Source organism: Sinomonas atrocyanea (assembly GCF_030811715.1).
Taxonomy (GTDB): Bacteria; Actinomycetota; Actinomycetes; order Actinomycetales; family Micrococcaceae; genus Sinomonas; species Sinomonas atrocyanea_A.
Window position 1 is genome coordinate 483613 of sequence record NZ_JAUSRH010000001.1, and the last position, 11802, is coordinate 495414.

The window sequence follows — 11802 nt, forward strand, 5'->3', positions numbered from 1 at the left end:
AGTGGCTACATCGCCTCCTTGATGCCCTTGCGGATGAGCCAGACGTTGGCCGGCCAGGCCGTCGCGAAGCCCACGACCATGCCGACCTGCATGAGGAACCAGTAGACCGGCGAGTCGGGGTGGAGGTGCGGTGAGGGGAAGAACACGAAGGCCATGAGGGCCATCCAGCCGAAGAGCCCGACCTCGAAGGCCGTCAGCGAGAGCACGTCCGCCTTCGCGGCCGCGGCGATGCCCTTCCTGAAGCCGAGACCGCGCATCGGGGCGATCGCGAAGTACTGGAACGCAAGCCCGAGGAGGACGGCCAGGACGTAGTCGCCGAGGTACTCGGCCCACAGTGCGGTGCCGGCGATCTGGAGCCCCAGCAGGAAGATGCCGGTCTCGGCGATGATGTCGCCCAGCGTGCAGCCCGCGCCGCAGTGGCTCACGCCGACCGCGACCTGAGCCCAGAACGGCTTCTCCGGCGGCTCGTCGAGGCCGCGGTCCTCGAGCCACCGCGGGCTCGTGGTGCGCCCGTAGCGCCAGTGTCCCCACACCGCGACGGGCCCGAGGTAGAGGGCTGTGACGGGCCAGACGGCCTCCATCACGCGCATCCTCAAGCGGTGGCCCCGCGCGTAGATGTCGACGAGGATGGCGGCGGCGCTCAGCCCCGCCGCCGCGAGGGCCGCCCACGCCAGGGAGGTCAGCCAGATCGGTGCCATGATGCTCCTTTGCCCGCGGGGACGGTGGCGCTCAGGTCGAGGCCACGAGCCAGCGCAGAACGTGCTTCGTGTCGAGCCAGCCGGTGAGGACCCCTTGACCGTCGACGACCGGGAGGCCATCGGTGTCAGCGGCCGCCAGCACGAGGTCCACCCCGGCTGAGAGCCCGTCGGCCTCCCGCAGGGCGCCCGCGGACTGGGCGAGGTCCCCCACGGTGAGCCCGGCGACGTCGTCGTCCTCGAGGCCCTCGGCGAGCACCGCCGCGGTGGCGACGCCGGCGAGCCTCCCCGCGCCGTCGACGACCGGGGCCGCCCGCGAGGCCGACTCGGCCAGCGCGGCGGCGGCCTCGCGGGCCGGCAGGGCCGCTGCGAGCGGCTGCGGGGGCGCGGTCATCGCCTGGGCGACCGTGAGCCCGTGGAGCGCGTCCCTCTGCTGCGGCGCCGAGAGATCGATGCCTCGGCGGAGGAGCTTGCGCGTGTAGATCGTGTCGCGGCTGGCGAGGGCGGACACCGCGGTGGCGACGATGACGGCGAGCAGGAGCGGCAGGATGAGCGTGTACTCCCCGGTGAGCTCGAAGATGATGAGGCCCGCCGTGATCGCGGCCCGCGTCGAGCCCGCGAACACGGCGCCCATGCCCACGAGCGCGAACGCCCCCGTCTGCCCGGCGAGGGACGGCATGGCCGCTGCGGCGATCTGGCCGAAGGCGGCCCCCGTCGTGGCGCCGATGAAGAGGGAGGGCGCGAAGACGCCGCCCGAGCCGCCGATGCCGATGGTGAGGCTCGTGGCCACGACCTTCGCCACTGTGAGAAGCAGCAGGAACGGGAGGGCGTAGCGGCCGAGGATGCTGTTCTGGAGCACGGGATAGCCCACGCCGTACATCTGCGGGATCGCAAGGAGCAGGCAGCCGAGCAGGAGTCCGCCGACGGCCGGGCGCAGCCACTCGGGCCCGCGCCAGAGCCAGTCGCAGGCGTCCTCGATCGCATACAGGACCTTGGAGAAGAGCACGCCGACCCCGCCCGCCACGAGGCCGAGGACCGCGAAGACGAGCATCTCGCCGGGGTCCGAGACGGTGAAGGCGGGCAGGGGCAGGAACGGGTAGTTGCCGAGCAGGGCGCGCCCGACCACCGAGGCGGCGATCGAGGAGAGCATGACGGCGGCGAAGGACCGGGCGGCGAAGTCGCGCAGGATGAGCTCGAGGGCGAAGAAGACGCCGGCGAGGGGCGCGTTGAACGTCGCGGCGATGCCGCCTGCGGCCCCGCACGCCACGAGGGTCCGCAGCTGCGACTCCGAGGATCCCGCGAGCGTCCCCAAGCGCGAGCCGAGCGCCGAGCCGATCTGGACGATCGGCCCCTCGCGCCCCACCGAGCCTCCCGAGCCGATGGTGAGTGCGGAGGCGAGGGCCTTGACCACGGCGACGCGGCCCTTGATGCGCCCGCCCTTGCGCGCGACGGCGTACATGACCTCGGGAACACCGTGGCCGCGCGCCTCGCGGGCGAACCGGTGCACGAGGGGGCCGTAGACGAGGCCGCCGACGGCCGGGGCGAGGACGATGAACGCCGGCCCGAGCCACGGGACCCAGGGGTTCACCGGGTGCCCGGTGGTCGCCGCGTAGTCGGCCGTGCCGGAGAAGAGCTGCGTGGCACCGACGATGAGCCAGCGGAAGCCGACGGCCGCGAGGCCCGCGCCGAGGCCGACCAGCACGGCGAGGCCTACGAGGTACAGCGAGCCGACCCCGATCCGGTCTCCCACCGCGCTCGCGGCCGACCTCCAGCGGGCGCCGCGGACGGATGCAGACGGCATGGACACCTCTCCTCATGTGCAAGACAACAACAATTGCATGAATGCATGTTTCTTTCCGAAGAGGTTAGCATGGGAGCCGTGGAAGACGAGAGGCATGAGGCGGGCCGGGAGACGGCCGGAGGAGCTCCGGAGGGCGCCGACGCCGACGTCGAGGCGGTCATCAGGGCGTCCAGGGCCCTCCTGGGAGTCATCGCCACCTCGGTCACCGAGGCGCTCGAGACCGTCACGCTCCCGCAGTTCCGGGTGCTCGTGGTGCTCGCGAGCTCGGGGCCGCTGCCCATCGGCGCCGTCGCCGCCCGCCTGAACGCCGTGCCGTCCACGTTCAGCCGCTTCCTGGACCGGATGGAGGATGCGGGCCTCGTCGCGCGCAGCCCCAGCCCCGGGAGCCGGCGCGAGATCCTCGTGCAGCTGGCGGACAAGGGCGCCCGGATCGTCCACGAGGCCACGCAGCGCCGCCGGGAGTCGACAGCGGAGATCCTCGGCCGGCTCGGGCCGTCGGAGCGCGCCGCGCTCGTCGCGGCACTGGACACCTTCTCGGCGGCGGCCGGCGAGCCCTCGCCCGAGACGCTGCTCACGATGGGGCTCTGACGGACGGGCTCCGCCCGGCACGCAGAGGGGCCCGCACCGGTAGGTGCGGGCCCCTTTCGTTGCGAGCCTCTGCGAGGCAGCCGCAGCGGCGAGCGGTGGCTCAGCCGCGGCGGACGATCACTCCGTCCGACTTGAGGCACAGCTGGCGGTCCTGCGGGCCCTGCGGGAGGATCCACAGGACGTTCCCACTGAGGGAGACCTCCTCGACCGTGCCGCGGCCCACGACCTGCGCGTGCCGGACCACTTCGACGACCTCTCCCACTGCGAGTTCGGCCCAGTTCTCCACCGGTGCCTGATACGCGCCGCGCCGGGAAAGTACCGCTCCACGTGCCTTCATTGCCTCTTCACTCCCTTGTGCAGAAACCTGCTGCCCGTTGATGTGCTGTGATGCAGGCCACGTCTCCATGGCCCCAGTGTGGTCCGCGTCATCGCGGATACCTCTTTCTATCGGCTTCCCCGGCGCGTCGCCATGGAGGGTCTGACCACGATTCGCAGGAATCGTTGTGCAACCCTCCATAGCGAGCCCGAGGGGCCGCTCAGTGCAGGCCGCCGACGGCGGCGCTCACCGCCGCGAGCAGCTCGCCTTCGGCGAGCACCCGGTCCGCCTCCTCCAGCTCGGGGGACATGAACCGGTCCGACCCGGGGCCGGCCACCGTGCGGCGGAGGACCTCGAGCGCAGCCGCGCCGCCGGGGCCCGGCACGAGCGCGCCGCCCGAGGCCTCGGTGCGGAGATCGATCGCGCGGGCCGCCGTGACGAGCTCGATCGCGAGGACGCGGCGCAGGTTCTCCACGGCCTTGCGGAGCTTGCGCGCGGCGTGCCACCCCATGGACACGTGGTCCTCCTGCATCGCGGAGCTGGGGATCGAGTCCACAGACGCCGGGACGGCGAGGCGCTTGCAGTCCGAGACGAGCCCCGCCTGGGTGTACTGGGCGATCATGAGGCCCGAGTCCACGCCCGGGTCGTGGGCGAGGAAGGCCGGCAGGCCGTGCGAGCGCGCGGGGTCGAGCATCCGGTCCGTGCGCCGCTCCGCCATCGAGGCGAGATCCGCGACGGCGATCGCGAGGAAGTCCAGGACGTAGGCGACCGGGGCGCCGTGGAAGTTGCCGTTGCTGGACACGCGGCCGTCCGGGAGGACCACCGGGTTGTCGATCGCGGCGGCGAGCTCGCGCTCGGCCACGGCCTGCGCGTGGGCGATCGTGTCCCGCACGGCGCCGGCCACCTGGGGGGCGCAGCGCAGCGAGTACGCGTCCTGGACGCGGGAGTCGCCCTCGCGGTGGGAGGCGACGATCGCAGAGTCCCGCAGCACGGCGAGCATGTTGGCTGCCGAGTCGGCCTGGCCCGGGTGCGGGCGCAGCGGGGCGTGCAGCTCGGGGAGGAACACCTGGTCGGTGCCCATGAGGCCGTCGACCGACAGCGCGGCGGTGACGTCCGCGGTCGTGACGAGCTGGCGGAGGTCCGCGAGGGCCATGAGGAGCATGCCGAGCATGCCCTCGGTGCCGTTGACGAGGGCCAGGCCCTCCTTCTCGGCCAGCACGATCGGCTCGATGCCGTGCTCGGCGAGCAGCTGCGCGACGGTGCGCTCGCCCGCCCCGCCGCACCGCTCGCCGTCGGGCCCGAAAGCCTCGCCCTCGCCCATGAGCACGAGGGCCACGTGGGACAGCGGGGCGAGGTCGCCCGAGCAGCCCAGCGAGCCGAACTCGCGGATGACGGGCGTGATGCCGGCGTTGAGCAGCGCGACGAACGTCTCGAGGACCACGGGGCGCACGCCGGTGCGGCCCGAGGCGAGGGTCTTGGCCCGCAGGAACATGAGGGCGCGCGCCACCTCGCGCTCCACAGCCGGGCCCATGCCGGCGGCATGCGAGCGGATGAGCGACTTCTGCAGCTGGGTGCGCTTCTCCTGGGGGATGTGCAGGTTCGCGAGGGCGCCGAACCCGGTCGAGATGCCGTAGGCGGGGACCTCGGACGCGGCGAGCTCCTCGACGTGGGCACGGACGCGGGCGACGGCGTCGAGCGCCTCGGGCGCGAGCGTCACGGTGGCGTTGTGGCGGGCGACGGCGACGACGTCCTCTGCCGTGAGGCCGTGGGTGGAGAGGGTCACCTGCGTGGGGAGGTGGGTTTCGGGGGCGGTGAGGGTCATGTCCGTGAGGTCCTTTACTTGGCCGGGCGGGGGGCCGGGGTCATGGGGATCTTGACGCCGCGCTCGGCGGCGACCTCGGCGGCGCGCCCGTAGCCGGCGTCGACGTGGCGGATCACGCCCATGCCCGGGTCGTTGGTCAGGAGGGCGGTGAGCTTGGCGGCGGCGAGCTCGGTGCCGTCGGCGACGGAGACCTGGCCGGCGTGGATCGAGCGGCCGATCCCGACGCCGCCGCCGTGGTGGATCGAGACCCAGGTGGCGCCGGAGGACGCCGCGGTGAGGGCGTTCAGGAGCGGCCAGTCGGCGATCGCGTCGGAGCCGTCCTTCATGGCCTCGGTCTCGCGGTACGGGGAGGCGACCGAGCCGGAGTCGAGGTGGTCGCGGCCGATCACGATCGGGGCCTTGACCTTGCCCTCGGCGACGAGCCTGTTGAACAGGAGGCCGGCCTGGTGGCGCTCGCCGTAGCCGAGCCAGCAGATGCGGGCCGGGAGGCCTTCGAACTCCACGCGCTCCTCGGCGGCGTCGAGCCACTTGTGCAGGTGCTTGTTTTCGGGGAAGAGCTCCTTGATGGCCGCATCGGTGACCTTGATGTCCTCGGGGTCGCCGGAGAGGGCCACCCAGCGGAACGGGCCGAGGCCTTCGCAGAAGAGCGGGCGGATGTAGGCCGGGACGAAGCCGGGGAAGGCGAACGCGCGCTCATAGCCGCCCTTGCGGGCCTCGTCGCGGATCGAGTTGCCGTAGTCGAAGACCTCGGCGCCGGTGTCCTGGAACTCGACCATGGCCTGGACGTGGCGGGCCATCGCGTTCTCGGCCTTCTTGGTGAAGCCCTCCGGATCGGCCTCGGCCTCGGCCTTCCACTGCTCCACGGTGTACTCGGTGGGCAGGTAGCTGAGGGGGTCGTGGGCGGAGGTCTGGTCAGTGACGACGTCGACGGTCAGCTCTCCGGCCCTGTGGCGGCGGAGGATCTCGGGGAACACCTCGGCGGCGTTGCCGACGTAGCCCACGGACCAGCCGCGGCGCTCCTCCTTGGCGGCGAGGACCTTGGCGATCGCGGTGTCGAGGTCCGTCTCGACCTCGTCGAGGTAGCGCTTGCCGACGCGGCGGCGGAGGCGGGTCTCGTCGACGTCGACGATGAGGCACGCACCGTCGTTCAGGGTGACGGCGAGGGGCTGGGCGCCACCCATGCCGCCGCAGCCGCCAGTGAGGGTCAGGGTGCCGGCGAGGGGGCCCTCCGTGGAGTCCTGGGCGGGGGCCGCAGGGTGGCGCCCCTCGGCGATGAGCTTCCGGCCCACGGCCGCGAACGTCTCGTACGTGCCCTGCAGGATGCCCTGGGTGCCGATGTAGATCCACGAGCCGGCGGTCATCTGCCCGTACATGGTCAGGCCCTCGGCCTCGAGGCGGCGGAACTCGGGCCAGGTCGCCCAGTCGCCCACGAGGTTCGAGTTGGCGATGAGCACGCGCGGGGCCCAGACATTGGTGCGGAAGACGCCCACCGGCTTGCCGGACTGCACGAGCAGGGTCTCGTCGTCGTCCATGCCCTTGAGGGTCTCGACGATCGCGTCGAAGGCCTTCCAGGAGCGGGCCGCACGGCCGGTGCCGCCGTACACGACGAGCTCGTCGGGGCGCTCGGCCACCTCGGGGTCGAGGTTGTTCATGAGCATGCGCATCGGCGCCTCGGTCTGCCACGACTTGGCCGTGATCTCGGTGCCGCGGGGAGCACGGACCGGGCGGGCACCGGTGGTGAAGTCGGCCTTGGGGGCGGGGCTGGTGGTCTCCGTCATCGTGACTCCTGCGTCGTGATGGGTGGGTGTCTGCTGGACCGTTCGATCCTCTGCATCCATCACACCGCGCCGCGCCGCATCGGAACAGGGGCTCGCGCGGGGCGCCGTCCGGCATCCCAGACATGCCCGGCGGCCGCTCGGCCCGGGAGGGGCCGCCGTGCCGGAGGCCACTACCGTGCGGGGCCGCCGACCGTGTTGACTACCCCCTGTAAGGGGGAACGGTGGACTACAGGGATCCGAGGTCGTGGCGCGGGCTGCTGCTCAGCGGCGGCTGGGGCAGGTCGGCGCGCCGAGGCAATCCGCGCGGCCGGCACGTGCTGGGCATCGCCTCGACCGTATGCGGCGCACTGTCCCTCGCGGGCGCCGTGACGGTGTCCATGGTCCTGACCTCCGAGCTCGGCTGGTACGGCCCCCGCGGCGCCCCCGAGGTCGGCGCCTGGCTGCTCCTCCAGTGGGACTCCCTGATGGTCGTCTGGCTCTGTGCCGGGACGGCGGTCGCGGGGCTCGGCTCGGGCATCGCCTCGCTCGCGGCGCGCTGGTCCCTCGGCCTGACGGTCGTCGGGCTCACGCTCTCGGTGGCAGCCCTCGCGGCGACGATCAACGCCTGGGGCCTGTTCTTCTTCAACCACCTCTAGAGGGCAGCCGCCGCGCGGCCCTGCGGCGCTACTTGACGCAGGGCACGGCGCCGCCCTGGAGCTGGCCCTGCCAGTCCGCGTAGGTCGTGGTGGTGGGCGTCGGCGAGGGTGTCGCGGTCGGACTCGCAGCGGAGGACGGCGAGGCGGGCGCCGCCCCCGGCGAGGTCTCCGCGGCCGTGGGGGCCGGCGTCGTCCGCGTGGTCTTCGGCGCGGGCGGCACGGGCGGCGCGAGCAGGGCGCGGACGGTGGACTGGATCTGCGCCACGTCCACGAGGTTGACGGAGGCGCCGTCCGGCGCGGTGCCGAAACCGAGGATGGGCAGGGTGCTGAACGAGATGTTGCCGTTGGTGAGGGAGGTGGCCTGCTGTGCAAGCTGGAGGAGGTCGAGACCCCGGTCCACCGCCATGTTCTTGCTCACGGCATCGAGCACGGCCTCCATCTTCGGCAGGTTGGTGAGCGTGCCCGCCTGTTTGAGCTGGTGGAGCACCGAGACGATGAAGGCCTGCTGGCGGCGGGTACGGTCGAGGTCGGTGAAGTCGTAGGTGGGGTCGGACGTGTCGCGGCGCTGGCGGACGAAGGCCATGGCCTGCTGGGCGTTGATCTGCTGCGTCCCGGCCCGGAAGTCGGCCCCTGAGAACGTGTCCCGGGTGGTCCGGTTGACGCACACCGTGATCGGCTGGATCGCGAGGGCCACCTGGTAGAACGCCACCATCGTGATCTCGACGAAGTGGTCGATGCGGACTCCACCGAGGAACTTCGACACGGTGGCGAGCTCGGCGGCGCGGCCGGCGTCCCGGGCCGCCTGGTAGGTCGCGTCGTCGTTCGCCCTGCCGCTGCCCAGGAGCGCCGCCTGCTTGGCCGCGAAGCCGTAGCTGTAGGCCTCCTTGACCTTGGCCTTGAATCCCGCGCCCGGGAAGCCGACGGTCTGGACGTAGTCGTCGCGGGGGATGGAGATCTCTGTGGACCGCGAGCCGTCCGCCGGGATGTGCACGAGCATGAGCACGTTGGCGTTGTAGAAGCCGCCGCTGTCGTCCCCCGCGTGGAGCGCGTTCTGGATGTCCTGGGGCAGCGCCCTGCCGTTCTCGTCGAGGCGGGAGTCGAGGCCCATGATGAGGATGTTGGTGTCCTTGGACAGCTTGGGCACCGAGACCGAGGAGGCCGACGGCGAGGGGCTTGCCGCCTCGGAGAAGGCCTCGGAGAGGGCGTCGGAGCGGTGCACGTTCGCGTTGAACCGTCCGGCCAGCTGCACGACGTAGACGACCGCTCCCGCACCTGCGAGCGCCAGCACGGTCGCGACGATGAGGACCGCGCGCATCCACGTTCGCCGGCGCGCAGGCCGCGCGCCCGCCCGGCTTCCCTGCTCCGCCATGCGCAGCCCCCTCGGCAGGACGCGCCCGGCTGCGCCTGCGGCCGGCGGGCGTCCATGTGATGCACACCATACTCCCGCCGCCGTCCGGCGCGCATCAGCGGATCGGCGGGCCTACCTGGCCTGCGGCCGGAACGAGTCGATGAGGCCGCGCGCGGTGAGCAGGCCGCGGGAGGCCTCCTCCGGCGCAATCCGGACGAGCGCGAACGCCGCGACCACGAGCCCCGTCACGGCGTCTGCGAGCCGGTCCCGCTCGGCCTCCGGGGCGGCCGGCAGGTGGGCCCCGATCCCGCGGCCGACGGCGGCGCGCAGCTCGTCCCGGTAGGCGGCGATCACGCGGGCCACCTCGGCGTCGTGGGCGATCGGCGCCCCGGCGGCGTTGATGAGCAGGCAGCCGTTGGCGGCCGGCGCAGAGCCGGCGCCGGCCAGCGCCTCCCGCAGCCCGTCAAGGTACCCGATGATGGCGCCCGGCTCGACCTGGGCCCCCTCGAGCGGGCGCAGGCGCGGGCGGACCACCTCGTCGAGGTAGCTCTGCACGGCCTCGTCGAAGAGCCCCCGCTTGGACCCGAAGGCGTTGTAGATGCTCGAGCGGCTCAGCCCGGTGGCCCGCTCGAGGTCCGGGACCGAGGCGTCCTCGTAGCCCGACTGCCAGAACACGGCGCGCGCGGCGCGCACCGCCGTGTCCCTGTCGAAGGCCTGCGTCCTGCCCACGGACACCCCACTTTCTGTAACGACTGGTCCAGTATATAGTGGACCGGTCGTTACAGAATATCGGTGGACGTCAGTTCCGGCGAAAGGTACCCCCAGCATGTCGCAGACCTCCAGCACCCAGATCCAGCTTGTCCGACGCCCCTCGGGGTGGCCGACGCACGAGGACTTCCGGACCGTCACCGTGCCCTACGGCGACCTCGAGCCCGGGCAGGTCCGCGTGCGCAACGAGTTCGTCTCGGTCGACCCGTACATGCGCGGCCGGATGAACGACTCCCGCAGCTACGTGGCGCCCTACGCGCTCGGCGAGACCATCACCGGAGGCGCCGTGGGCCGCGTCGTCGAGTCCGCCTCCGACGAGGTTCCGGTCGGCGCGATCGTCCTCCACCAGCACGGCTGGACGGACATCATCCAGGCCGACTCCGGGACCTTCCGGGTGCTCCCCGACGTCCCGGGCGTGCCCCTCTCGGCCCGCCTGCACATCCTGGGCATGACCGGGATGACGGCGTACGTGGGCCTCACCGCGATCGCGGGCCTCAAGGCCGGGGAGACGGTGTTCGTCTCGGGCGCGGCCGGCGCCGTGGGGACCGCCGCGGGGCAGATCGCCAAGCTGCTCGGGGCCAAGCGCGTCATCGGCTCCGCTGGCTCGGCGGAGAAGGTCGCGCTCCTGACGGAGAAGTACGGCTACGACGCGGCGTTCAACTACAAGGACGGCGACGTGCGTGGCCAGCTCGCAGCCGCGGCCCCCGAGGGCATCGACGTGTTCTTCGACAACGTCGGCGGCGAGCACCTCGAGGCCGCGCTCGAGGCCTTCAACGACGGCGGCCGGGCGGCCCTGTGCGGGGCGATCTCGGCCTACAACGCCACCGAGCGCCCCGCCGGGCCGGACAACATGGCCAACCTGATCACCCGCGGGCTGACCCTGCGCGGCTTCACCCTCGGCCACTACCTGCACCTCGCGCCCGAGTTCACCGAGCGGATGACCGCGTGGTTCGCCGCGGGCAGCATCGCCTACGACGAGACCATCGTGGACGGGATCGAGCACACGGTCGATGCGTTCCTGGACATGATGCGCGGGGCGAACACCGGAAAGATGCTCGTCCGCGTGTGAGCTCGTCCGCGCCGCGGCTGGGCCCGGCCGCGGTTCAGCCGCGGCCGTAGATCCGCGCGGCGAGCTCCCCGGCGGCCTTCTGGGCGCGGGCGGCGAGTTCCTCGCGGCGTTCTGCGGGCACGCGTTCGGATTCGAACGTCACCGCCACCGCCGCGGTGGGCCAGCCGGTGTGGTCCCTGACCACGGCCGCGACCGAGGCCAGACCCGGGGTGACCTCGCCGCCCTCGGTCGCGTAGCCGCGCTGTCGGACCTGGTCCAGCTCCGACTGGAGCGCCGAGTACGAGCGGATCTGCTCGCCCTCCTCGGTGCGGGACGTGAAGGCGGCCGCGTTCGGGTACAGCGCGCGCACCTGGGACTTGGGCAGCGCCGCGAGGATCGCACGCCCGCTCGCGGTGAGGTGGCTCGGCAGGCGCACCCCCACGTCGGTCACGAGCGAGGGCCGGTTCTTGGCCCGTTCCTCGACGATGTAGAGCACGTCCCGGCCGTGCAGCACCGCGAGGTGGGTGCTCTCCCCGATCGCGTCCACGAGCGCCGCGAGCAGGGGCCGGCCCAGGCGCGAGAGCGGCTCCTGCCGGGAGTAGGCGCTCGAGAGCTCGAACGCGCCGATCCCGAGCCCGTACCGCTGCTCCTCGGGAAGGTGGAGGACAAACCCGTTCTCCTCCATCACGGCGAGCAGGTGGTAGACGGTGGAGCGCGGCAGGCCCAGCTGCGCCGCGATCGCCGAGGCCGGCTGCGGCCCGCGCCGCGAGGCCAGCAGGCGCAGGATGCGCAGCGTGCTCTCGGCCGCGGGCACCTTCGACTTCTCCCGCGCCGGGGTGGGGGGCATGGCGACTCCTTCCGCTCTCCGCCGGGCCTGTCTGGCTGTCTGCAATCCCGGACCACCTCCAGTGTGGGGCGGACGACGGCGGGTGCGCACCCGCCGTCGTCCGCGCACCGTCCGGAATCCCGGACACCAGTCCCGATGGCGCCCATCTGGGATGCG

11 protein-coding genes are annotated in these 11802 nt (G+C 72.6%); 3 read left to right on the plus strand and 8 right to left on the minus strand.

The genetic code is table 11. The features are described from left to right. Positions 1-5 precede the first annotated feature (5 nt). Both J2W21_RS02360 and J2W21_RS02365 read right to left on the minus strand, forming a co-directional pair. Positions 6-698 (minus strand): DUF4396 domain-containing protein, encoded by a 693-nt coding sequence (locus J2W21_RS02360; protein WP_307112894.1) that lies wholly within the window; start codon positions 696-698, stop codon positions 6-8. 31 nt (positions 699-729) lie between these two features. Then, a complete protein-coding gene (locus tag J2W21_RS02365; RefSeq protein WP_307112895.1) occupies positions 730-2496 on the minus strand; it encodes a chloride channel protein in 1767 nt (588 codons plus the stop codon). A 78-nt stretch (positions 2497-2574) separates the two neighbouring features. On the opposite strand from J2W21_RS02365, the gene J2W21_RS02370 reads away from it, so the two are divergent. Next, entirely contained in the window at positions 2575-3084 is a 510-nt protein-coding gene (locus J2W21_RS02370) for a MarR family winged helix-turn-helix transcriptional regulator (RefSeq protein WP_307112896.1), read from the plus strand. A 100-nt stretch (positions 3085-3184) separates the two neighbouring features. Here J2W21_RS02370 and J2W21_RS02375 read toward each other — a convergent pair whose 3' ends face one another. The 3 genes from J2W21_RS02375 to J2W21_RS02385 all read right to left on the minus strand — a co-directional run bounded on the left by J2W21_RS02375 (position 3185) and on the right by J2W21_RS02385 (position 7000). After that, on the minus strand, positions 3185-3370 hold the full coding sequence (locus J2W21_RS02375; RefSeq protein WP_307112897.1) for a hypothetical protein: 186 nt from the start codon (positions 3368-3370) through the stop codon (positions 3185-3187). A gap of 250 nt (positions 3371-3620) precedes the next feature. Continuing rightward, complete coding sequence (hutH, locus tag J2W21_RS02380; RefSeq protein WP_307112898.1) at positions 3621-5222, minus strand: histidine ammonia-lyase; 1602 nt, start codon at positions 5220-5222, stop codon at positions 3621-3623. A 14-nt stretch (positions 5223-5236) separates the two neighbouring features. Then, positions 5237-7000, minus strand: coding sequence for a urocanate hydratase (locus tag J2W21_RS02385; RefSeq protein ID WP_307112899.1), 1764 nt, complete (start codon positions 6998-7000; stop codon positions 5237-5239). A gap of 221 nt (positions 7001-7221) precedes the next feature. On the opposite strand from J2W21_RS02385, the gene J2W21_RS02390 reads away from it, so the two are divergent. Next, the gene (locus J2W21_RS02390) at positions 7222-7635 is read left to right on the plus strand and encodes a hypothetical protein (protein WP_307112900.1); all 414 of its coding nucleotides are present in this window, start codon (positions 7222-7224) and stop codon (positions 7633-7635) included. A 28-nt stretch (positions 7636-7663) separates the two neighbouring features. Here J2W21_RS02390 and J2W21_RS02395 read toward each other — a convergent pair whose 3' ends face one another. Next, on the minus strand, positions 7664-9004 hold the full coding sequence (locus J2W21_RS02395; RefSeq protein ID WP_307112901.1) for an LCP family protein: 1341 nt from the start codon (positions 9002-9004) through the stop codon (positions 7664-7666). Positions 9005-9115: 111 nt separating this feature from the next. Next, entirely contained in the window at positions 9116-9712 is a 597-nt protein-coding gene (locus J2W21_RS02400; protein WP_307112902.1) for a TetR/AcrR family transcriptional regulator, read from the minus strand. A 97-nt stretch (positions 9713-9809) separates the two neighbouring features. Here J2W21_RS02400 and J2W21_RS02405 point away from each other — a divergent pair, with 97 nt between their 5' ends. Beyond that, positions 9810-10820, plus strand: coding sequence for an NADP-dependent oxidoreductase (locus J2W21_RS02405; protein WP_307112903.1), 1011 nt, complete (start codon positions 9810-9812; stop codon positions 10818-10820). Positions 10821-10854: 34 nt separating this feature from the next. Here the strand turns inward: J2W21_RS02405 and J2W21_RS02410 are convergent, their stop codons facing one another. Next, the gene (locus tag J2W21_RS02410) at positions 10855-11646 is read right to left on the minus strand and encodes an IclR family transcriptional regulator (RefSeq protein WP_307112904.1); all 792 of its coding nucleotides are present in this window, start codon (positions 11644-11646) and stop codon (positions 10855-10857) included. Positions 11647-11802: the final 156 nt, after the last annotated feature.

Coding starts and splice junctions, on each gene's coding strand:
- J2W21_RS02360 (WP_307112894.1), bottom strand. CDS start 698: ATGGCACCGATCTGGCTGACCTCCCTGGCGTGGGCGGCCCTCGCGGCG.
- J2W21_RS02365 (WP_307112895.1), bottom strand. CDS start 2,496: ATGCCGTCTGCATCCGTCCGCGGCGCCCGCTGGAGGTCGGCCGCGAGC.
- hutH (WP_307112898.1), bottom strand. CDS start 5,222: ATGACCCTCACCGCCCCCGAAACCCACCTCCCCACGCAGGTGACCCTC.
- J2W21_RS02385 (WP_307112899.1), bottom strand. CDS start 7,000: ATGACGGAGACCACCAGCCCCGCCCCCAAGGCCGACTTCACCACCGGT.
- J2W21_RS02395 (WP_307112901.1), bottom strand. CDS start 9,004: ATGGCGGAGCAGGGAAGCCGGGCGGGCGCGCGGCCTGCGCGCCGGCGA.
- J2W21_RS02405 (WP_307112903.1), top strand. CDS start 9,810: ATGTCGCAGACCTCCAGCACCCAGATCCAGCTTGTCCGACGCCCCTCG.
- J2W21_RS02410 (WP_307112904.1), bottom strand. CDS start 11,646: ATGCCCCCCACCCCGGCGCGGGAGAAGTCGAAGGTGCCCGCGGCCGAG.